Genomic DNA, 20,440 nt, shown 5'->3' with positions numbered 1-20,440 from the left:
ATAAAATTTAAAAATCTTACTTTGCTATATATTTTTGTTGATGTTTCCTCAAAATGTTGTATAATAATTTGAGTTTGATAGTAAACATTAAGTTTGATAATAATAAACTTTCTCTAGTTAGAGTTTACTTATAATAAACGAAATTGAGGTCATACCATGTTAATGGAGATTGGAAGCAAAATTAAAAATTTAAGATTAAAAAAAGGTCTGACTCAAGAAGAACTTGGTGAAAGAACAGATTTAAGTAAAGGGTATATTTCACAACTTGAAAGAGGTCTTAGTTCACCATCTATCGAAACATTCTTCGACATACTCGAGGTTCTCGGCTGTACCCCAAAGCAATTTTTTGATGAGGAAGAACGTGAACAAAAAGTAGTATACGGAAAAAATGATACAACAGATTTTATAGATGAAGATCGGGGTTATCAAATCCAATGGCTTGTTCCAGAATCAAATGAAAAAGAAATGGAACCCATACTGCTTACATTGCAGGAAAAGGGAGAGTTCAAAAAATTTGAGCCCTCACTTTCAGAGACATTTGGCTATGTATTAAAAGGGAGAATCATGATAACACTCGGCAGAAGGACATACTTTGCCAAGGCAGGAGAAGCAATTTATTTTAACGCAACCGAAGAACATCAGATCATTAATGATTTCGACGGGATTTCAGAATTATTGCTTGTAGCGACGGATTCTTATCTATAATTAATATCCACAAGAAGGAGTAATGAACATGAATGATCATACAATTATTCGTTTTGAGAACGTCACGAAGCAATATGATGACGATCCAGCAGTATTAAATGATGTTAGCTTTGAAATTGAAAGAGGGAAATTCTATACACTCTTAGGACCATCAGGTTGTGGAAAAACTACGATTCTCCGCTTAATTGCCGGATTTATGCAGCCCTCTGAAGGAAAGATCTACTTTAACGGTAAATTAATAAATAATGTCCCGGCCAATGAGCGCCAGGTAAATACAGTATTTCAGGATTACGCCCTATTTCCACATCTAAATGTATTTGAAAATGTTGCATTTGGTTTACGCATTAAGAAAATGAAAAATGCAGACATTGCCAAGAAAGTAACAGAAGCATTACGCTTTGTTAACCTGGCTGGGTATGAAAACCGTGAAATTAAAGAAATGTCCGGTGGGCAGCGCCAACGTGTAGCCATTGCCCGTGCGATTGTAAACGAACCGGAAGTAATCTTACTTGATGAACCTTTATCAGCGCTCGATTTAAAGCTTCGTACTGAAATGCAATATGAATTGCGTGAGCTTCAACGCCGCCTTGGTATTACCTTCATCTTTGTTACACATGACCAAGAAGAAGCATTGGCGATGAGTGATGAGATTTTTGTTTTAAACAAAGGCAGAATTCAGCAAAGCGGTACGCCAACTGATATCTATGATGAGCCTGTTAACCGATTCGTCGCAGACTTTATCGGAGAATCTAATATAGTACCTGGTAAAATGATTGCCGACTATGTAGTAGAATTTGCGGATAAACGTTTTGACTGCGTAGACGGTGGTTTCAGAGAAAATGAGACTGTAGAAGTGGTAATCCGCCCTGAGGATTTAGAGATTACTACACTTGAACAAGGAAAAATGCAGGTACGCGTTGATTCCCAATTATTCCGTGGCGTTCACTATGAAATTTGCTGTTTTGATGAAGCGGGTAATGAGTGGTTAGTGCACTCCACGAAAAAAGCAGTTGTTGGGGAAGAAATTGGGTTGAGTTTTGATGAAGAAGCCATTCATGTCATGCTGCCGGGGGAAACGGAAGAAGAATTCGATAAACGCTTAGAAGCATATAATGAGGCCGGCCATGAAGAATAAAGCGAAAACTCTCTATCTGATCCCATACTCTATTTGGATTGCATTATTTGTTGTATTCCCGATTATCCTGGTTGTCTATTACTCCTTTATTGGGATTGACGGCCAATTCACGTTGGATAATTACAGCAAATTCTTTACACCAGTCTATTTGAAAATGACATTAAGTTCGTTTTGGTATGCATTCTTAGTTACAGTTATTTCTTTATTAATTGCATACCCAACGGCATTTTTATTAACGAAAACAAAGCATAAGCAATTATGGCTCTTATTAATTATCTTACCAACCTGGATTAATCTACTTTTGAAAGCATATGCCTTTATTGGTATTTTTGGCACATATGGTGCTGCCAACGCCTTTTTAGAGGTTCTTGGAATAGGAACAAAGCAAATTCTATTTACTGATTTTAGTTTCATCTTTGTTTCTACTTATATATTTATACCGTTTATGCTATTGCCAATTTACAATGCGCTAGAGGAAATGAACCAATCCTATGTAGATGCAGCCAGCGATCTCGGGGCATCCAAATGGATGACTTTCCGCCGTGTCATTTTCCCTCTGACGCTCGACGGAGTTAAATCCGGTGCACAGGCTGTCTTTATCCCAGCCCTGTCACTGTTTATGATTACTCGTTTGATTGCAGGAAACCGAGTGATTACATTGGGAACAGCAATTGAACAGCATTTTCTCGTTACGCAAGATTGGGGAATGGGAGCTACGATAGCGGTATTCCTAATTATCGCAATGGCATTAATCATGATTCTGACAGGCAGAAGAAAGTGAGGGATGGACAATGAAAAAGAAATTTAAGTTATCAAATCTATATTTAATCTTAGTGTTTGCCATCCTTTATGCACCAATTTTCTATCTGATGTTCTATTCATTTAACAGCGGCGGAAAAATGCATGGCTTTGATGGTTTTACGCTGCAATGGTATAAAGAAGTGTTTGCCGATACACGATTGCTTATTATTGTGTTGAATACATTGGTTATTGCGCTGCTATCAGCTACAATTTCTACAGTGATTGGTGTATTTGGAGCACTGGCGATACATGAGGTACGCAAGAGAAGGACGAAAAATACATTACTTTCCTTGAACAATGTTTTGATTGTAAGCCCTGATGTCATTATTGGTGCTTCCTTCTTAATTATGTTCACCATTATTGGGATTAAACTTGGCTTTATGTCTGTCCTTTTATCCCATATCGCTTTCAGTGTTCCTATTGTCGTGATTATGGTATTGCCTAAACTTCAGGAAATGAGCCCGACATTAATTGATGCGGCACGTGACTTGGGGGCGAGCCAGTGGAATGTGTTGACAAAGGTTATCCTGCCTTACATCACATCTGGTATTTTTGCTGGGTTCTTTATGGCATTGACCTATTCACTGGATGATTTTGCGGTAACCTTCTTCGTGACAGGGAATGGATTCTCCACACTATCCGTAGAAATCTACTCCATGGCTCGTCAAGGTATATCGTTAACGATTAATGCATTATCAACCTTGCTATTCTTATTTACAATTTTATTGGTTATTGGATATTACTTTATTACACAAAGAAGCACCAAACCGCGAATGGGGGTTAAGGAATGAGCAAGCTAACCCGTACCCTGATTCTGATTTTGGTTGTATCATTCGGCCTTTTATATTTGATCAATCGATTAAATGCACATGAAGGATATGCCGGAGATAATACCTTAACGGTTTACAACTGGGGAGATTATATCGATACGGATTTAATTGAAAAATTTGAAGAGGAAACAGGCATTAAAGTCATATACCAAACCTTCGATTCAAACGAAGCGATGATGACAAAAATCGAACAGGGCGGTACGTCCTATGATGTAGCTGTTCCTTCAGAATATGCAATCAGCAAAATGAAGGAAGAAGACCTGTTGATTGAAATAGATCACGATAAAATACCAAATTTAAAGCACATTGATTCTCGCTTCCTCGACCTTTCCTTTGATAAGGGAAATAAGTATTCTATTCCATATTTTTGGGGAACAGTCGGAATTGCATATAATACAAAGCTCCTTCCGAATAAAGAATTCAAAAGCTGGAATGATTTATGGGATGAAGAATTAGAAAATAAAATCTTGCTTGTTGATGGTGCTCGTGAAGTCATTGGAATGGGATTGAATAGCCTTCACTATTCATTAAATGACACAAATGAAGAGCATCTGCAGGAAGCTAAGGATAAACTGGATACATTAACTCCGAATATTAAAGCAATCGTGGGTGATGAGATCAAAATGCTTCTCGCTCAGGAAGAGGCAGCAGTCGGGTTGGTTTGGTCCGGTGATGCAGCTGATATTATGTGGGATAATGAAAACATTGATTATGTAGTACCGGAAGAAGGCTCTAATCTCTGGTTTGATAATATGGTCATTCCGAAGACATCCAAAAATGTGGACGGAGCACACCAATTCATTAACTTCATGCTCGATCCTGAAAATGCTGCTCAAAACGCAGACTATGTTGGCTATTCCACACCAAATAATGCAGCGTTAGAAATTTTAGGAGAAGAAGTTTCAGGGGATGAACGCTTCTATCCACCTGCTGAGCTAACAGACCGACTTGAGGTCTACGATAATCTCGGCAAAAAGATGCTCGCGCATTATAATGAACTCTTCCTTGAATTTAAAATGCATAAAAAATGAAACCAGAAAACCGATTTCACCTGAGGGTGGGTCGGTTTTTCTTTGTAGGTTTAAAATTCACTGGGCCCATTGATAATTTGTCCAATGTTGACAATCCATTAAGTTCTTTGGTAGCTTTTTATATATTGAAAAGGAAAATAGAATGAAAGAATTCACCTAATAAGTCCTTATTATTTTCTAAGGGAGTACCTTGATCTGAGGGGAGACATATGAAAATCTTTATTATTAAGTTATTTAAAGTACATCTAAGGATTATCTATTTTTTCATTAAATTAACAACTAATATGAAGAACCGAATAGTATTTATAAGCAGGCAATCAAACCAACCTGGTATTGATTTTCTCATGTTAAAGGAAGAGATACGTAAGGAAAATCCAGATTATCAGGTTGTATTTTTGTGCCAAAAATTAGATAAAGGATTAAAAGCGAAAGTGAATTATTACTTTCACTTATATAAACAAATGTATTATTTAGCTACTTCTGAAATAGGTATTATTGATTCATATTGCATTCCTGTCAGTGTGCTGAAGCATAGAGAAAATTTGGAAATTGTACAGATTTGGCACTCCTTAGGTGCAATTAAGAAGTTTGGTTTCCAAACCCTTAATAAATCATTTGGCAGAAGTGGAGATTTGGCCAAAGCAATGGATATGCATAAAAATTACGATGTGGTAATATGTGGATCAAATGCAATGATTCCAAAATATTGCGAAGCCTTTCAAACAACTGCTGATAAAATAAAGGTAATCAGTCTGCCGAGAATTGATTATCTTATTACAGAAGAAACGGAGATTCAAAAGAAAATAATTACAGCCTATCCATCCTTAAAGCAAAAAAAGGTTATTTTGTATGCTCCTACTTTTAGAGAAGGTGAGCATATCCCGTATGATACGGTCATAAAAAATGTGGATTTAGATGAGTATTCGCTCATTATTAAGGGACACCCTGTCAGAAGTGGTGAATATTTTGATGATCGAGTGTATACCTGTCCGGAGTTTAGCTCACTTGAGTTACTTACGGTTGCAGATTATGTTATAACCGATTATTCTGCTATTTCCATAGAAGCATCTATATTAGTAAAACCTCTTTATTTTTATGTATATGATTATGAGAACTATAAGGATAAAAATGGGTTAAACATGGATTTATATGAGGAAATGCCAGGTTGTGTATATGGAGATATAAATGAATTAATGCGTGCGATTAAACATACAGAATATAATCTTAACCTGGTGAGAGATTATAGAGATAAGTATATTTCACATCAGGAAGGAACAGCGACAAACACATTGGCTAAATATATACTGGATTTGTGTGCTCAAAATCAGGTGAAAAAATCTGCGAATTAGATTATATGAAAAACTTTTAGTTTAAATTGAAAAATAGCACCGTAGCTATTTATTACCCATAATGAGAATGGTGGCTATTAGTCTGATGTATAATATAGACTATCTGAAAATAAGGTGAATAGTCAGGATTATTAGCATATAAGAACAGCGGAGGACTACGATGAAAAAGACTAAAAAAAACGTAAAAGCCCTTATGGTTGATATATCTAAAAAAAATAGTGCATTTCGAAAAATCTTCCGGTTTGCATTAAATAAGTATCGTGCCATCAAATACAAAAAATATAATAGGATGGTGATAAATGACAAGCATATTATATTTGAATCATTTATGGGCAGAAGTTACACAGATACCCCTAAAGCTATCTATGAATATATGATAAATAGTGATCAATTCAAGGATTATACATTTATTTGGGCATTTAAAAAACCTGAAGATAAGGCACCTTATTTCACTAACTCGAATACGAAGTTGGTGAAATGGGGATCGGATGAATATTATAAATATTACTCAACATCAAAATACTGGATATCTAATTCAATGGTTCCCATCCATGTTGAGAAAAGGCCTGGACAAGTGTATGTTCAAACATGGCATGGAACACCACTGAAAAAACTGAGGTATGACATTGAAGTCAGTGGAAGTGTACTGAACGATATAGATGATATTAGAAAACGAAACGATCAGGATGCTAGCAGATTTGATTACTTCATATCACCTTCACCTTTTGCTTCCGAAAAGTTTATTTCAGCGTTCAATTTGAAGGGGTTAAATAAGGAAGGCATTATTATTGAAGAAGGTTATCCACGTAACGACTATCTGTTTAACTATACTGAAAAAGATATAAAAGACATTAAGGAAAGACTAAATTTACCGGATGACAAAAAAATAATTCTTTATGCTCCGACATTTAGAGATGATCAACATAAATCTGGGGTAGGTTATACGTATAATTTAGAGTTGGACTTCGAAAAACTTCAAAAAGAGATTAGTTCAGATTACATTATTCTATTTAGAACTCATTATTTTGTGTCTAATATGTTTGACTTTGAAAAATATCAAGGCTTCATTTATGATGTTTCCAATTATGATGATATAAATCATCTCTATGTGATAAGTGATTTGTTAATAACTGATTACTCCAGTGTCTTTTTCGATTATGCTAATTTAAACAGGCCTATCCTCTTTTATATGTATGACTTAGAAAATTATCAAAATAACTTACGAGACTTTTATATAAGCTTAGATGAGCTACCAATGCCTATTATAAAAAAGGAAGACGATATAATCAGAGCTATCAAATCTGTGGAGGATGACTTTAAAGAATACAAAGTCAGATATGCACAATTTAATAAAAAGTTTAATGATTTAGATGATGGAGAAGCAAGTAAAAGAGTAGTGGAGAAGATTTTCAAATAATTATAGAGGCGATATTTAAAAAGGTGGAGAAAAGCGGATTGGTTTTTCTTCACCTTTTTTTGCAGTTATAGATTTATTTGCAGTATAAAGAGCAATGTACGGTTGAGCTAAGATCAAGCCGGATGTACCATCTGCTTGATTGGATTGTAGTATAAATGAATTAATATATGTTTAAAATTTCACATTCATAAAGGAATTAGACTATTCTTATGCGAAATATTAATATATTACTAAATAAAAGGGGTATTATTATTGCTCGACAATCACAATATGTTTGATAAAAATTCAATATACCATATCACTAATAGAGGGGTTAGAAAGGAGCCGATATTTCATAATATGATCGATAAACATAGATTCATGATTATTCTTGCTGAAGCCCATAGCAAATATGATTTTAAGCTCCATGCGTACTGCCTTATGAACAATCACTTTCACCTTCTCTTAGAAACCTTCAATTCTCCTTTAAGCAAAATCATGCAAACCATTCAACAAAGATATGCCATGTATTATAACTATACCTATCAATCTCAAGGGCATGTATTTCAAGCCAGTTACTATTTCAGAATCGTTGATAGCTCAAATGATTTTTTAAATGTTAGCAAATATATTCATATAAATCCTGTTGCAGCAGGATTGGTTACAAACCCACAGGATTATCAGTGGAGCAGCTATGCCACATTCTCCAATCACTCTCCTCGAAATCATCCACTAATCGAAACGGATACTACCTATTCTTTATACCCAAATAATTCAAAAGAATTATATAAAAAATTCATTGAAAAACAGTCATAATGGTTGTCATATATTAAAAGGTGCCTCATTCATTGGGCACCTTTTTTATGGAAGAGTCATATGGACATTTCTGGTCCACCTTTGTGCAGTCTTAAAAAGTTACCTATATTATGTGGAAGGTCGGTGAAAGGTGGGTGAAGTGTAGGGGGAAGCTGAGCTATGCCCGAGCTATGAGGCACCTATGGACTGGCTATACCGGGGGTAAAGGTGGGTGAAAGGTGGATGAAGTCCAGGTGAAAGGAGCTATGCCCGAGCTATGAGGCACCTATGGTCCAGCTATACCGGGGTAAAGGTGGATGAAAGGTGGGTGAAGTCCGGTGGAAAGGAGCTCTTCCCTACCTATGACCCATCTATGCCCCGGCTATACCCCAGTATAGGTGTATCAAAGGTGGATGAAGTCCGGAGAAAAGGAGCTCTTCCCGACCTATGAGGTACCTATGGACCGGCTATACCGGGGTAAAGGTGGATGAAAGGTGGGTGAAGTCCGGTGGAAAGGAGCTCTTCCCGACCTATGACCCATCTATGCCCCGGCTATACCCCAGTATAGGTGTATCAAAGGTGGATGAAGTCCATGACGAAGCTAGAATACATAAAAAACCCTCCCATTAATGGAGGGTTCAACATAGTTAGGGATCTTATAACTGACTTCCAAAGAACTCTCGTGTCCGTTCTTCTTTAGGGTTTTCAAATATTTGCTCAGGAGTGCCTTTTTCCAGGATGTTTCCTTCGTGCATAAAGAGGATTTGGTCAGCAACTTCGCGGGCGAAGCCCATTTCGTGGGTGACAATGACCATTGTCATTCCTTCCTGGGCGAGTTCCTTCATGGTGGTCAATACTTCACCAACCAGCTCTGGGTCCAGGGCGGAGGTTGGTTCATCGAATAGCATGATATCAGGTTTCATCGCCAGGGCACGGGCGATGGCTACACGTTGCTTTTGTCCACCGGATAGTTTATTTGGGTAAACATCTGCCTTGTCATCAAGGCCAACCTTTGTTAATAGCTCTAATGCTTCTTGTTTAGCTGTATCTTTGGCAATTTTCTTTACCATAATAGGTGCTTCAATTATATTTTCCAGAACAGTCTTGTGAGGAAAGAGGTTAAAGTGCTGAAAGACCATCCCGATTTTTTGACGTACTTCATTAATATCATGTGTCGTTGTTTCGATTTGTTCACCTTCGATAATGATGGAGCCTCTATCCTTTTTTTCAAGGTAGTTTAAGCAGCGAAGCAATGTACTTTTACCAGATCCGCTTGAACCAAGTAAACAGACAACATCACTTTCGTAGACGGTCAAATTAATATCTTTTAATACATGCAGATCTCCAAAGGACTTATTCAGATTTTCTACTTTAATCATTTCTCGTAGTTCATTCATTTTTGTTTCCCCCTCTTACTAATCGCTTATTGCCATTCTTTTTTCAAGTGCTCGAAGACCCAGTGTTAACACAGCAACCAATAGTAGATAGTAGACGGCAACGATGAGTAAGTAGGTCATCTCGTCAAAATTATTGGATCCGAGTGTGGTCGCCACATTAAACAGCTCATTCAATGAGATGAAGGCAGCGAGAGAAGAATCCTTGAGACCGATAATAAATTGGTTACCTAGTGGTGGAAGGGCTCTTCGTAAGGCTTGAGGGAAAATGATTCGGCGCATGGCGAGTCCGCGTGTCATACCAAGCGAGCGGCCAGCCTCCATTTGTCCTTTATCAATAGATTGAATGGTTCCACGGAAAATCTCAGCAATATAGGCGCCATTATGAAAGGCAAGAGCCAATGATGCTGCCCAGAAATCCGGAATAAGAAAGATGCCGCTGAACCCAAAATAAAGGATGAAGATTTGGACAATTAATGGGGTTCCGCGAACAAGATATATATAAGCATCTGATATGTAACCGAGCAATTTAATTTTCGAGATTTTAAGTAAAGCTACAAATAGTCCTATTATAATTCCGATTATGATGGAGACGACAGTCAATTCAAGAGTTAACAGAAGTGCATCGAAGAATACCCCGCGGGTATCAACTAATGTTTGAAAAAAATGCGATAAATCTTGCAATCGTAACAGCTCCCTTTCATTCTTTATTATCTGGTTTTTGAGTAATGTCTTCACCAAAATACTTCATACTAATTTTTGATAGAGTACCGTTTTTACGTAGTTCCTCAAGTGCTTTATTGACCTCTTCAAGAAGTTTTGGATTATCCTGTGGAAGCACTATAGCCTGCTCACTTCGTTCAATCAGCTGTTGTCCAACAATTTTGAAGCCTTCTTTGGCAGCAGTTTTGCCTGTGACAAAATCAGTGATGACAGCATCATGTCGGCCATTGCTTAATGCCTTGAGTGCAGTCACATCACTATCGTATGTTTTAATATTAGATGTATATCTGCTCGCAGTGTCTGCGTATGTAGATCCTTTGGCGGCTGCAACTTCTTTTCCTTTTAAATCTTTAACTGTTTTGATGTTACTGTCTGGGCGGGTAAAAATTTGTGGACCCGAATAGTAGTAGGGAGTGGAAAAGAGGACGAATTTTGAACGTGCCTCATTAATGGTATGGCTGGCCACTGCAGCATCAGCTCTCCCTGTCTTTACACCTTCAACAATTCCTTTAAATTTCATTTGTTTTTGGACAGGTTCAAGTCCCAATTGTTTAGCGATGGCTTCCCCAACTTCAATATCAAATCCAGTCATTGTCATATCATCGTTCATATAGCTGAAGGGCTTAAATTCCCCGGAAGCGGTGAAAACGAATTGATCTTTATTAATCAATTCTGCCCCGCTGGCCATTTGCTCCTTTTCTGCGCAGGCAGTCAAGGAACCTAGCAGGAGGAGTAGAAAGATAAACGGAAGAATATTTTTTTTCATTCCAGTTGAATCTCCTTTCAGTGTCAATAGAGCTTGCTTTCTAACTAAATACCCATAAATGCCAGTAATTAACCAAAATACTAAAAAACAACTTTATTGGAATAGTAAACAGTAAGAAGAAGGACCTGTATGTCATCGTAGAATAAGCTGAGATTTTCAGGTATACTGATACTAATTAATGGGGGATAAATGGTATAAAGAAGAGGCTGAAGAATGAATTTTTCATTGATATAGATTTGAGTAAGTTAAGGAGTGATTTTAAGATGGAATATGATGATAAAGTTAAAAACCGTATTAAGAGGATGGAAGGTCAATTACGCGGGATACTTAAAATGATGGAGGATGGAAAGGATTGCAAAGAAGTCGTGACTCAGCTGTCTGCGGTACGTTCTGCAGTAGACAAGACAATTGGAGTCATCGTCAGCAATAACCTTATAGAGTGCGTGAAAAATGCGGAGGATGTAGAGAAGGAAAAGTTAGTGAATGAAGCAGTGCATTTGTTGGTCAAAAGTCGCTGAGAGTTCCGGTTGGCTTTTTTTATTAAAATTTGATATACCTATAGGGGTAATGGGATAGGGAATTTTAAAGGAGGCGGAATCAGTACAATGAAAACAATTGAGCCACAAGAAGTGGAAGCGAAACTGGCTGAAGGGCAGTCTTTAAATATTATTGATGTTCGAGAAGTAGATGAAGTACGCAACGGGAAAATTCCAACCGCGGTTAATATTCCTTTAGGCCTGCTTGAATTTCGGATGAATGAGTTGGATAAATCAAAAGAATATATAGTTGTTTGCCATGCAGGAGGAAGAAGCACCAGAGCTGTTCAGTTTCTTGAATCTGAAGGATATGATGTAACCAATATGAATGGTGGCATGCTTGAGTGGGAAGGGGAAACTGAATAATAAGAAAAGACGAGAATTCAGGGTCTATCCCATTCTCGTCTTCTTTTTTTGCAATCCATTTCTTGAAATTTATTAAATTCAGATGGATTTATAGAATCCTAATATTTTATTGATGTTCATATCGATTTACTGGATCCGATTAAATACTTTGCTGCCACATCATAGGAAAATCCAAATATAATCATCAAAGCCTCGATAATGAGGGGCTCATAATACTACCTTATTATTCTGGCATTAAGCATACAACCTTTCAACCATTCAGTGTGCATGCTCCTTTTAGTATTTATTCGGTTGCTTTTTTCACTTCAATATATAAAAGATGGTGATCTTCTGCATCCTCTACTGTAAAGATAAATCCATTCTCTTCCAATGTATCCCCAATGGCTGCATCGATTTTATGAGTTAAAAACCAACCCCCTAATGTGTCTACATCCGGATAGTCCATGTGTATTCCAAGCAAATCCTCAATCTCAGACAATAGCATTTTAGCATCTAGAATATAATGATAGTCACCTATTCTACGAATCTCTGGTAGCTCATCTGTATCGAACTCATCACGGATTTCCCCAACGATTTCCTCAAGAATATCTTCAACTGTGACAATACCGGAAGTACCGCCGTACTCATCAAGTAACACGGCTATGTGTATGCGTTCCTTCTGCATTTTCACAAGTAAATCATGTATAGGAATCGTTTCAATCACCGTGATAAGTGGTTTAACATAATCACGGATAGGCATATCTGTTTTCAAACCGCTTCTAAGACTGGCTGTTAGTAATTCCTTAACATTCACAAAACCAATAATCGTATCTTTATCTCCATCCGTAACGGGATAGCGCGTATATTGTTCATTATTTAAGGAAGCAACAATATCTTCTAAAATATCATCCTTTTGAAACGTTTGAATCTCTGTCCGCGGCACCATAATTTCTCTGGCAATCCGATCATCAAACTCAAAGATATTGTTTACATATTTAAACTCAGATTGATTGATTTCTCCCTTTTTATAACTGTCGGTCAGAATCATCCGCAACTCTTCTTCAGAATGGGCAATGTCTCCTTCGCTAGCCGGTTTTATGCCAAATAGGCTGGTGATAAATCGGGCAGAATGGTTCAGCGCCCATATAATCGGAAACATCACTCTATAAAACATAATAAGCGGCCGTGCGAAATTCATTGTAATCGTTTCGGCTTTTTGAATCGCAACGGATTTAGGCGCCAATTCTCCCACTACCACATGTAAAAAGGTAATAATAGAGAACGCAATCACAAAGGAAATGATGCTTGCTACCGATTCCTGGATATGCAATTTTTCAAATAGGGGATCAATGAGATGTTTAACAGTGGGCTCCCCTAGCCAACCGATTCCTAATGAGGTAATCGTAATCCCAAGTTGTGTTGCTGATAAATATTCATCTAAATGTGTTACGACCCTCTTGGCTGCTATTGCTTTTCGATTTCCTTCTGCAACAAGCTGATCTATTCTGGTCGCACGGACCTTAACAATGGCAAATTCCGATGCCACAAAGAACATCGTACTTGCTAATAAAAATAAAAGTAAGACTATATTAACTATGTCCATCGTCTCCATTCAATCTCTTTACTCGTCCGGAGTAAAGATTCACCTCCTGACAAATATCCCTTTGTATATTTCTTCACCATCAGGAACCGGTTTAAACTTTTTTGCGACATGTGGGAAAAAATACACGTATATACAGGATACTCCTGTGAGTGACTTTGCTCAATCTTTATGATACTCTTTAAATAGAAAGAATCATGAATGGTGGGCATTCATGATTCTGCAAAAGCCACTCCTTAACGGAGACGAGTATTGATTTTTTTTAGGCCTCACTATCTTTTTAGAGCAGTGAGGTCTATTTTTTATTATTTATCGTGATTACTGTCAGAAGTAAGGTGGCAAAGCTGAATGTTACCATAAATGTCTCAAAGATTGACATGGGACATCACTCCATTTCGGTTGGTTGGTGTCTGCTTAATGGAAGTGACTTTTGCTAGTTCATTATAGCATACATTTAGCAATAATAAGAACAAGTGTTCGTTTTAAGCGGAAATAATGACTTTCGACTCATCAAAAAAGCCGAGATATATTTTATCCCGGCTTGGATTCCAATGGTTTTTCTGAAATAATAATCCCATCATCATCAGCATACACAAATTGTCCAGGAGACCATTCTACGTTTCCGAATGATAGGGTTCCGCCTTTTGTACCTTCGCCTCTCTTTTTACTTTTAAATGGGCATGTCCCAATGGCTTTTATTCCAATTTCTATATGGGCCAAATCAGCTGAATCCCGGACACATCCATTAATAATGATTCCATTTATTTTTCTCTCAGCTGCAATGGCTGCCAACTGGTCACCCAATAATGCGCAATTCAGAGAGCCTCCGCCATCTACAACTAAAATAGTTCCAGGCTCAATTGTTTCCAAGCTTTCTTTTACCAATGAATTGTCTTCATATACCTCAACGGTTCGTATTTCGCCCTGAAATTCCTTTTTCTTACCATAAGAATAGAAGGGGGTTTTACATAGCCTTAACCTGTCAGCGTACTCATCACATAAATCAGCCGTTTTCATGGAAAACATCCTTTCAAAATTTAGTTGCAAGTTTATTATATTGAATTTTCTGTAAATTTTCCATTTATTAAGAGTTGAATGTTTCTAAATATCGGCTTCATGGGAATATAAGAGATACAAGTTTTTCCGAAGATAAGGAGAAAAAATAATGAGTATGTTTAATAAGGTACTATTTATTTACAATGGCGCTGCTGGTCAGACGGAAACAGATCGGGCACTTGCTGCCGTACTTCCTGTAATTAGTACTGAAACGAAAGAATTAAAAGTGGTGCAAACGGAAGAGGCAGGAGAAACTAAAAAAATCTGTTTTGAGCTTGGTGAAGGGTATGACCTTGTTATTATTCTGGGTGGAGATGGAACGGTTCATGAAGCTGTCAATGGGCTTGCTGCTCTGGATAAGAGGCCTGTTTTAGCTATTTTGCCGGGAGGTACATGCAATGATTTCAGCAGAATGCTCAATATCCCGCAAAATCTAAAAAAAGCGGCAGAGACAATCATGAATGGTCAACAAGTTCCGGTAGATGTAGGGAAAGTTAATGCTGACCACTACTTTCTTAATTTCTGGGGAATTGGCCTAATCACTCATACATCAAGTAATATTGATGAAAACCAAAAGAGATTAATGGGGAAAATGAGTTACTTTATTAGTGCATTACGAACGGTGAAAGAGGCGGAGACTTTTCGTTATAAAATGAAGACTGATCAAGGTGAATATGAAGATGAGGCAGTGATGATCATGGTGCTGAATGGGAGATACATTGGATCCAATCAAATACCTCTGCCATCCATTAATATAGATGATGGACTATTTGATGTATTAGTAGTAAAAGAATCATCATTTGGTGCTTTTCTTGATCTGTATTCTCTTAATTCTCCTGATGTAAACCTAAATGATGCTGAAACAAGGCTGTTCCATTTGCAGACGAAATCATTGTCAATTGAAACAGAAGAAGTGCTGGAAGCGGACACAGATGGCGAAATTTATTTGGAAACTCCCGCAACTATGGAAATCCTAAAGCATCATATACACATGATCAAGGGTTATTAGTATCTTGGGGTTACAAAGTATACCTTTTCCTTTAAAATGGTAGAAAAGCCAGAATCGGAAGTGAATTTATGTCTAAGTTGATAGAAAATACACCATTCCCCCGTACAAGAGAGATGCTACGTACTGATATGCGCAAAATGGGGTTAAAAAGAGGTATGAATGTCCTTGTTCATTCCTCGCTATCATCAGTTGGATGGGTGAATGGAGGAGCTGTTGCCATTATTCAGGCATTGATGGATTCTGTTACAGAAGAAGGAACCATTATCATGCCGGCTCAATCTGCGGATTTGTCAGACCCAGCTGAATGGTTGAACCCACCAATCCCTTGGGAATGGTGGGAAACCGTGAGAAATACAATGCCAGCTTTTGAACCTGCTGTTACACCTACATATGGCATGGGAAAAATTGCAGAGCTATTTCGTACATATCCAGGTGTTTTAAGAAGCAACCATCCAAATGTTTCGTTTACTGCATGGGGTAAGCGTAATGGTGAAATCCTTGCCAATCATCAATTGGAAAATGGATTGGGTGAAGGATCTCCACTAAGAAAACTCTATGATTTAGATGCTCATGTCCTGTTTATCGGAACGAGCTATGAAACGAACACCTGCTTTCATTTGGCAGAATATCGATCTGGTACCAGAGAAGTAATTCAAAAAGGTACTCCAATCCTTGTAGATGGAGAGCGGAAATGGGTGGAGTATACGGATATTGAATATGATGATACTGAATTTGATACAATCGGAATTGCATTCGAACAACAGTACTCCGTTACTAAAGGTAAAATTGGCAGTGCTGATTCCAAGTTATTTTCCTTTTGCGAGGCAGTTGATTATGCAGTGGAATACTTTAAGAATGAAGCGAAGGCGAAGGTTTAGCTTTATAGCAGATTATCGAAGAATGAGATCGTTCTTTTATTTACCGTAATGTGTTCTTTTCTTGATGGCTGTTTCCAACTTGATCAAATATCCTCACTGTTCTTTACATTGATTATGTACATAAAGAGGCTTTCCCGAAAACTTGTTTGGAAAAGCCTCGTTGGATTATTTATTCTACGTGCTGCATATCATTTTCGAATAGAAGCTCCAATTTGCCATCATGAAATTCAAGCTTCGTTAAACTTGTATTCCCTGGCGGTGTCGCTTTAAAGACGTCTGAAAGTGGTGTGTTTTTAATATGCGTAAGCAGAACACGCAGGAAAATAGAATGGGTCACAATAAGGATGGTACCGGAAGGGTTTTCGTTTATAATTCTTTCGAACACATCGACAGCTCTTTTCTTGAGCTGATTAAAGGTTTCACCTGTCTCTGTCTCAAATAAATGTGGGGTTTCCCAAAAAATTTTAAATTCCTCTGGAAATTCCGCCTCAATTTCATCTCTGATGCGCCCGTCCCAATCTCCAAAATGCATTTCACGTAAGTCATCATCCTTAATCAGGCTAATCTCACGTTCACCGATAATATATTGAGCTGTTTCATAGGCACGTTTTGATGTACTGCTGTACACTTTATCAAGTTTTACATCAGCAAGCCTCTTTCCAAGAGCTTTTGCATCATTAATACCTTTTTCGGTCAGTTCGCCATTTCCCCAGCCTTGCATAATACGATTGACATTCCATTCTGTAAGTCCGTGTCTAGTTAAGTAGATTGTTAGCAACGTACATGTCTCCTTTGCAATTTGTGAATAATCATAAGTATAACGCAATCATGGTTGGATAGAAAAACAATGGATTGCCAGTCTAACTTTGAATAGATCGATCATAAGTGATAAACATTGATGAATATACTATAGGGGGGTATAGTATATTTAATAATAGATAATCGGAGGGAGGTCACTATGAGCGAGATAGAGATTACTGAAGAGATGGGTAATCATTGCCATCATGATCAAGAACGAAAAAGCCATCATTCTGATAACGTGAAAAAAAATTTAATCAGTCGTTTAAATAGGGTTGAAGGGCAGATTAGAGGGATTAAAGGAATGATTGAAAAGGATGTATATTGCGATGATATTATAACCCAGATTGCAGCTACGCAATCAGCTCTGAATGCTGTTGGAAAGTTGATGCTAGAAGGACATATGAAATCATGTGTAGCAGAAAGAATTCAACAGGGTGATATGGAAGTACTCGATGAAGTATTAATTACCATACAAAAATTAATGAAAAAATAGGAGGAATTTAGAATGGAAACAACGATCTTAAATGTAAAAGGTATGTCTTGCGGGCATTGTGTGAAAGCAGTTGAAGGCAGTGTAAGTGAGTTGAACGGAGTGAGTTCTGTGAAGGTTACATTGGATACGGGAAAAGTGGAAGTCCAATATAATCCGGCAATGGTTAATCTAGAAACCATTAAAGATTCTATTGATGAACAAGGGTATGATGTCGATTAATATGTGAATTGAATTAATGGGCTATGCCATGCCCTATTCAAATAGATGCAAGTTCAACAACAAGGTGGTGAATTTATGAAGCATGTCCATTTGCAGATTACTGGAATGACCTGTGCCGCCTGCTCGGCAAGGATTGAAAAGGTGCTTGGAAAAATGGAGGGTGTAAAAGAGGCGAATGTGAATTTAGCCACTGAAACATCTACTATTCTTTATGATCCTAATCTCGTATCAGCGAACGATTTAAGAGAAAAAATAGAAAAGATAGGGTACGGAGTTACAACGAGAGTAGCGGAACTAATGATTACCGGAATGACCTGTGCCGCCTGTTCAGCCAGAATTAAAAAGGTACTGAACAAGACGGAGGGTGTCTTAAATGCCAATATAAATCTTGCCTTGGAATCAGGCACGATTGAATATTCTAGCAGTGAGTTATCTGAGAAAGATCTCATTGCCAAAATAGAAAAATTAGGCTATGGTGCTTCACCAAAGGAACAGCATAAACAGGAAAGTGAAGACCCGAGGCAATCGGCTATCAAAAAACAACAGCTTAAGTTTATAGCAGCTGCATTCCTTTCATTGCCACTATTATGGACGATGGTAGCCCATTTTTCTTTCACTTCCTGGATGTATATACCGGATATTTTACTAAACCCGTGGGTTCAGCTGGCTTTGGCGACGCCCGTTCAGTTCGTTATTGGTTGGCAATTTTATAAAGGGGCCTATAAGGCTCTGCGAAATGGCAGTGCCAATATGGATGTATTAGTGGTGCTTGGTACATCTGCTGCCTATTTTTATAGTTTATATGAATCTATAGTAAAGAGCGGGCATCATTATGCTGAGATGCCGCATCTCTATTTTGAAACAAGTGCCATTTTAATTACTTTAATTTTGCTGGGTAAATTATTTGAGGCTAAGGCAAAAGGCCGTACATCAGATGCCATTAAGAAGATGATTGGCTTGCAGCCCAAGACGGCAATTGTCATTCGTGATCAAAAGGAAGTGAAAGTTTCGCTTGCCGATGTGATCGTAGGAGATTTAATCCAAGTGAAACCTGGAGAGCGCATTCCTGTGGATGGTGAAGTACTCGAAGGAAGTTCAGCTGTAGATGAATCCATGTTAACGGGTGAAAGTGTCCCAGTTGATAAAAATCCAGGGGACCAAGTCTTCGGGGCTACCATAAATAAAAATGGTGCATTAAAGATGAGGGCTATTAAAGTTGGTAAGGATACAGCCCTATCCCAAATTATTAGAGTGGTCGAACAGGCCCAGGGTTCGAAGGCTCCAATTCAGCGTTTAGCGGATAAAATATCAGGTGTTTTTGTTCCGATTGTAGTAGGAATAGCCGTTTTGACATTTATAGCATGGTATTTTATCGTGGACCGGGGAAATTTCACTACGGCTCTAGAAAATATGATTGCTGTTCTTGTAATAGCCTGTCCATGTGCGTTAGGGTTGGCTACACCGACATCCATAATGGCTGGGTCTGGCCGGGCAGCTGAATTTGGTATTTTATTTAAAGGCGGAGAGCATTTAGAGACCGCTCATCAGATTAATACCGTACTGTTGGATAAGACAGGGACAATAACAAATGGTAAACCGATTTTAACGGATATTGTACCAATCGGAAATTGGTATCAGGAAGAACTGTTAAAACTCATAGCGGCAGCGGAGAAACCATCCGAGCATCCTCTGGCTCAGGCTATAGTCGAAGCGGCCCATGAGCATAATCTGGAGCTTACAGAAGCAATCGATTTTCAAAGTACTCCGGGATTTGGAATTCGCGCTTCTGTTGGGCAGGATGAAGTCCTGGTAGGAACGAGAAAATGGATGACGGCTAATCAGCTTGATATCACCTCTACTCAACCGTTTATGGAGGATCTTGAGAAAGAAGGGAAAACAGCGATGATTGCTGCGGTGAATGGAAATGTTGCTGGTATCATTGCTGTGGCTGATACGATTAAAGAGACATCCCGACAGGCGGTGCAACGTCTAAGGGAGATGGGCATCGATGTGTGGATGATTACAGGAGACAATCAGAGCACCGCGCAGACCATCGCAAAGCAGGCTGGTATTCAACATGTGATTGCTGAAGTTCTTCCAGAAGGAAAGGCAAATGCAATTAAAAAATTGCAATCTGAAGGAAGAAAAGTAGCGATGGTCGGTGACGGCATTAATGATGCTCCGGCCCTGGCGTTGGCCGATATCGGTATTGCTATTGGCACAGGTACAGATATTGCAATTGAAGCGGCTGATATTACATTGATGAAGGGCGACTTAAATGGAATAGCAGATGCATTTTATTTAAGTAAGCAGACGATGCGTAATATTAAGCAAAATTTATTTTGGGCTTTTGGCTATAATACGCTCGGAATTCCAGTGGCGTTTATGGGACTGCTCGCCCCTTGGCTGGCAGGTGGTACTATGGCATTCAGTTCGGTGAGTGTGGTCTTAAATGCCCTGCGTCTTCAACGAATTAAGCTAAAGTAAATAGAATAGGGAAGTGCCGACATGGTAAGTGTCGGCATTTTTTTGCGTTTTATAACAATAAGCGGCTGGGTAATGGTTTAAAACAAATAAA

The 20,440-nt window shown here is 38.2% G+C and carries 21 protein-coding genes; 15 read left to right on the top strand and 6 right to left on the bottom strand.

What is annotated here, in order from left to right; translation table 11 throughout:
- Window positions 1–162 precede the first annotated feature (162 nt).
- The 8 genes from AC4D4B_RS15850 (at window position 163) to AC4D4B_RS15815 (ending at window position 8,063) form a co-directional block, all read left to right on the top strand.
- Window positions 163–705, top strand: a complete 543-nt coding sequence (locus AC4D4B_RS15850) for a helix-turn-helix domain-containing protein (protein ID WP_490997039.1) — start codon at window positions 163–165, stop codon at window positions 703–705.
- Between the two features lie 28 nt (window positions 706–733).
- Window positions 734–1,840: an ABC transporter ATP-binding protein gene (locus AC4D4B_RS15845; RefSeq protein WP_490997014.1), complete on the top strand. Its 1,107-nt coding sequence runs from the start codon at window positions 734–736 to the stop codon at window positions 1,838–1,840.
- Window positions 1,830–2,621 carry an ABC transporter permease gene (locus AC4D4B_RS15840; protein WP_490997013.1) on the top strand — a complete coding sequence of 264 codons (792 nt, stop codon included), beginning with the start codon at window positions 1,830–1,832 and terminating at the stop codon, window positions 2,619–2,621. The genes AC4D4B_RS15845 and AC4D4B_RS15840 overlap by 11 nt, the downstream gene beginning before the upstream one ends.
- Before the next feature lie 10 nt (window positions 2,622–2,631).
- The gene (locus AC4D4B_RS15835; protein WP_066102542.1) at window positions 2,632–3,432 is read left to right on the top strand and encodes an ABC transporter permease; all 801 of its coding nucleotides are present in this window, start codon (window positions 2,632–2,634) and stop codon (window positions 3,430–3,432) included.
- A complete protein-coding gene (locus AC4D4B_RS15830) occupies window positions 3,429–4,502 on the top strand; it encodes an ABC transporter substrate-binding protein (protein WP_490997012.1) in 1,074 nt (357 codons plus the stop codon). The genes AC4D4B_RS15835 and AC4D4B_RS15830 overlap by 4 nt, the downstream gene beginning before the upstream one ends.
- Before the next feature lie 209 nt (window positions 4,503–4,711).
- Complete coding sequence (locus tag AC4D4B_RS15825) at window positions 4,712–5,851, top strand: CDP-glycerol glycerophosphotransferase family protein (protein ID WP_491000495.1); 1,140 nt, start codon at window positions 4,712–4,714, stop codon at window positions 5,849–5,851.
- Between the two features lie 160 nt (window positions 5,852–6,011).
- Complete coding sequence (locus AC4D4B_RS15820) at window positions 6,012–7,268, top strand: CDP-glycerol glycerophosphotransferase family protein (protein ID WP_491000494.1); 1,257 nt, start codon at window positions 6,012–6,014, stop codon at window positions 7,266–7,268.
- Window positions 7,269–7,538: 270 nt separating this feature from the next.
- The gene (locus tag AC4D4B_RS15815; protein WP_491000493.1) at window positions 7,539–8,063 is read left to right on the top strand and encodes an REP-associated tyrosine transposase; all 525 of its coding nucleotides are present in this window, start codon (window positions 7,539–7,541) and stop codon (window positions 8,061–8,063) included.
- A gap of 635 nt (window positions 8,064–8,698) precedes the next feature.
- On the opposite strand, the gene AC4D4B_RS15810 is transcribed toward AC4D4B_RS15815, so the two are convergent.
- From AC4D4B_RS15810 to AC4D4B_RS15800, 3 genes are read right to left on the bottom strand one after another with little or no spacing between them, the layout of a single operon-like run.
- Window positions 8,699–9,439 carry an amino acid ABC transporter ATP-binding protein gene (locus AC4D4B_RS15810; protein WP_491000492.1) on the bottom strand — a complete coding sequence of 247 codons (741 nt, stop codon included), beginning with the start codon at window positions 9,437–9,439 and terminating at the stop codon, window positions 8,699–8,701.
- Between the two features lie 18 nt (window positions 9,440–9,457).
- Entirely contained in the window at window positions 9,458–10,120 is a 663-nt protein-coding gene (locus tag AC4D4B_RS15805; RefSeq protein WP_490997007.1) for an amino acid ABC transporter permease, read from the bottom strand.
- 16 nt (window positions 10,121–10,136) lie between these two features.
- Window positions 10,137–10,925, bottom strand: a complete 789-nt coding sequence (locus AC4D4B_RS15800) for a transporter substrate-binding domain-containing protein (protein WP_491000491.1) — start codon at window positions 10,923–10,925, stop codon at window positions 10,137–10,139.
- A 263-nt stretch (window positions 10,926–11,188) separates the two neighbouring features.
- Here AC4D4B_RS15800 and AC4D4B_RS15795 point away from each other — a divergent pair, with 263 nt between their 5' ends.
- Both AC4D4B_RS15795 and AC4D4B_RS15790 read left to right on the top strand, forming a co-directional pair.
- On the top strand, window positions 11,189–11,443 hold the full coding sequence (locus AC4D4B_RS15795; RefSeq protein ID WP_490997005.1) for a metal-sensitive transcriptional regulator: 255 nt from the start codon (window positions 11,189–11,191) through the stop codon (window positions 11,441–11,443).
- 87 nt (window positions 11,444–11,530) lie between these two features.
- On the top strand, window positions 11,531–11,827 hold the full coding sequence (locus tag AC4D4B_RS15790; RefSeq protein ID WP_491000490.1) for a rhodanese-like domain-containing protein: 297 nt from the start codon (window positions 11,531–11,533) through the stop codon (window positions 11,825–11,827).
- Window positions 11,828–12,110: 283 nt separating this feature from the next.
- Here the strand turns inward: AC4D4B_RS15790 and AC4D4B_RS15785 are convergent, their stop codons facing one another.
- Both AC4D4B_RS15785 and rraA read right to left on the bottom strand, forming a co-directional pair.
- Complete coding sequence (locus AC4D4B_RS15785; RefSeq protein ID WP_490997003.1) at window positions 12,111–13,409, bottom strand: hemolysin family protein; 1,299 nt, start codon at window positions 13,407–13,409, stop codon at window positions 12,111–12,113.
- Between the two features lie 528 nt (window positions 13,410–13,937).
- Window positions 13,938–14,423, bottom strand: a complete 486-nt coding sequence (gene rraA / locus AC4D4B_RS15780) for a ribonuclease E activity regulator RraA (RefSeq protein WP_490997002.1) — start codon at window positions 14,421–14,423, stop codon at window positions 13,938–13,940.
- A gap of 148 nt (window positions 14,424–14,571) precedes the next feature.
- Between rraA and AC4D4B_RS15775 the strand changes: the two genes are divergently transcribed.
- The gene (locus tag AC4D4B_RS15775) at window positions 14,572–15,471 is read left to right on the top strand and encodes a diacylglycerol/lipid kinase family protein (protein WP_490997001.1); all 900 of its coding nucleotides are present in this window, start codon (window positions 14,572–14,574) and stop codon (window positions 15,469–15,471) included.
- Between the two features lie 68 nt (window positions 15,472–15,539).
- Window positions 15,540–16,349: an AAC(3) family N-acetyltransferase gene (locus AC4D4B_RS15770; RefSeq protein ID WP_490997000.1), complete on the top strand. Its 810-nt coding sequence runs from the start codon at window positions 15,540–15,542 to the stop codon at window positions 16,347–16,349.
- Between the two features lie 169 nt (window positions 16,350–16,518).
- On the opposite strand, the gene AC4D4B_RS15765 is transcribed toward AC4D4B_RS15770, so the two are convergent.
- A complete protein-coding gene (locus tag AC4D4B_RS15765; protein WP_490996999.1) occupies window positions 16,519–17,127 on the bottom strand; it encodes a histidine phosphatase family protein in 609 nt (202 codons plus the stop codon).
- A 180-nt stretch (window positions 17,128–17,307) separates the two neighbouring features.
- On the opposite strand from AC4D4B_RS15765, the gene AC4D4B_RS15760 reads away from it, so the two are divergent.
- The 3 genes from AC4D4B_RS15760 (at window position 17,308) to AC4D4B_RS15750 (ending at window position 20,349) form a co-directional block, all read left to right on the top strand.
- A complete protein-coding gene (locus tag AC4D4B_RS15760) occupies window positions 17,308–17,643 on the top strand; it encodes a metal-sensitive transcriptional regulator (RefSeq protein WP_490996998.1) in 336 nt (111 codons plus the stop codon).
- A gap of 12 nt (window positions 17,644–17,655) precedes the next feature.
- Window positions 17,656–17,862: a copper chaperone CopZ gene (gene copZ, locus AC4D4B_RS15755; protein ID WP_491000489.1), complete on the top strand. Its 207-nt coding sequence runs from the start codon at window positions 17,656–17,658 to the stop codon at window positions 17,860–17,862.
- Between the two features lie 75 nt (window positions 17,863–17,937).
- Entirely contained in the window at window positions 17,938–20,349 is a 2,412-nt protein-coding gene (locus tag AC4D4B_RS15750; RefSeq protein ID WP_491000488.1) for a heavy metal translocating P-type ATPase, read from the top strand.
- Window positions 20,350–20,440: the final 91 nt, after the last annotated feature.

Source organism: Pradoshia sp. Z6_59 (assembly GCF_058267515.1).
The sequence above is the reverse complement of the archived record's forward strand: the minus strand, read 5'-3'. Positions and strand labels throughout refer to the sequence as shown.